We start from the raw sequence: 1,541 nt of genomic DNA, 5'->3' as shown, positions 1-1,541 counted from the left end.
CACGGGCAAGGTCCAGGCGGTCGCCGGCTTCACCTTTTCGCCGGATCGGCGGCGCTGGGGCGAGTTCCACACGCGGCTTCGGCGGATGCCGAGGACCGGGGCGGCGGTGATGCTGCGGATCGGCGGCCAGCCGTTCCTGCTCGTCTCGCGCGGCAACATGGCGTGGAGCGACGGCCCGCTTCAGGAGCGGGCGATCATTGCGGCGCTGCGCGGCGCGACAGGCATGACGATCGAATCGCGCGACGCGGCCGGACGGCGTTTCGTCGATCCCTATTCCCTCGACGGCGCGGCGACTGCCATCGATGCGGCGGCGGCAGCCTGCGCTGGCAAAATCCAGCGGCGCTAACTAGATAGGCGGCCTGCCATGAGTGCCGACACCAGCCTGATGCCGATCCCCGGCCCGATCGATCCCGTCCCCGTTCCGCGGCGCTTGACACTCCGCGCCGACGGGCGCGTGGAGCTGGTGGGGCTGTCGAAGGACCAGATCCGGCATGAGCTCGAGGCCGCAGGGCTCGAGCCGAAGCAGGCGAAGCTTCGCGCCAAGCAGGTCTGGCACTGGACCTACAATCGCGGGGCCATCGACTTCGCGCAGATGAGCGACATCGCCAAGCCGCAGCGCGGCTGGTTCGCCGAGCGCTTCGTCATTTCGAGGCCGGACGTGGTCGAGGCGCAGGTCTCGTCGGACGGCACGCGCAAGTGGCTGTTGAAGACCCACGATGGCCACGATTTCGAGATGGTATTCATCCCCGACGCGGACCGCGGCACCTTGTGCGTGTCGAGCCAGGTCGGGTGCACGCTGAACTGTCGTTTCTGTCACACCGGAACCATGCAGCTGGTGCGCAACCTCGAGCCGGCGGAGATCGTCGGTCAGGTGATGCTGGCGCGCGATGCGCTGGGAGAATGGCCGTCGCAGCCCGAAGGGCGGATGCTCACCAACATCGTGATGATGGGAATGGGCGAGCCGCTGTACAATTTCGACAATGTCCGGGACGCGCTGAAGATCGTCATGGACGGGGACGGACTCGGCCTGTCGCGCCGGCGCATCACGCTTTCGACCAGCGGCGTCGTGCCGATGATGGCGCGCGCGGGTGAGGAGATCGGGGTCAACCTCGCCGTTTCGCTGCACGCGGTGACGAAGGAAATCCGCGACGAGATCGTGCCGCTCAATCGCAAATACGGGATTGAGCAGCTGCTCGAGGCCTGCGCCGCCTACCCCGGTGCGAACAATGCGCGCCGCATCACTTTCGAATATGTGATGCTCAAGGGCAAGAACGACAGCGACGAGCATGCGCGCGAGCTCGTCCGGCTGATCCGAAAGTACCGGCTGCCGGCGAAGGTCAACCTGATCCCGTTCAACCCGTGGGCGGGAGCGCCTTACGAATGTTCGGACGAGGAGCGGATCAGGGCATTTTCCAACATCATCTTCGAGGCGGGCATTTCGGCACCGATCCGCACGCCGCGCGGCCGCGACATCGATGCCGCGTGCGGCCAGCTCAAGACGGCGGCGGAGCGCAAGCGGCGGACCCGCCAGGCGGCCTGAC

Annotated in this window: 2 protein-coding genes; both read left to right on the top strand. The window is 67.0% G+C overall.

Features of this window, described 5'->3' with window-relative positions; translation table 11 throughout:
- Positions 1-346 (top strand): invasion associated locus B family protein (locus GH737_RS15590; RefSeq protein WP_196233241.1); only part of this gene is annotated, 346 nt, incomplete at its 5' end.
- Positions 347-385: 39 nt separating this feature from the next.
- Entirely contained in the window at positions 386-1,540 is a 1,155-nt protein-coding gene (gene rlmN, locus GH737_RS14730; protein ID WP_155265512.1) for a dual-specificity RNA methyltransferase RlmN, read from the top strand.
- The last annotated feature ends 1 nt before the right edge of the window (position 1,541 follow it).

Origin of the sequence: Sphingomonas segetis (assembly GCF_009720245.1) — a bacterium.
Taxonomy (GTDB): Bacteria; Pseudomonadota; Alphaproteobacteria; order Sphingomonadales; family Sphingomonadaceae; genus Sphingomicrobium; species Sphingomicrobium segetis.
This window is presented reverse-complemented; position numbering and strand designations above follow the sequence as displayed.

What these genes read in the sequence shown, in the direction of transcription:
- rlmN (WP_155265512.1), top strand. Translation starts at nt 386, where the DNA reads ATGCCGATCCCCGGCCCGATCGATCCCGTCCCCGTTCCGCGGCGCTTG.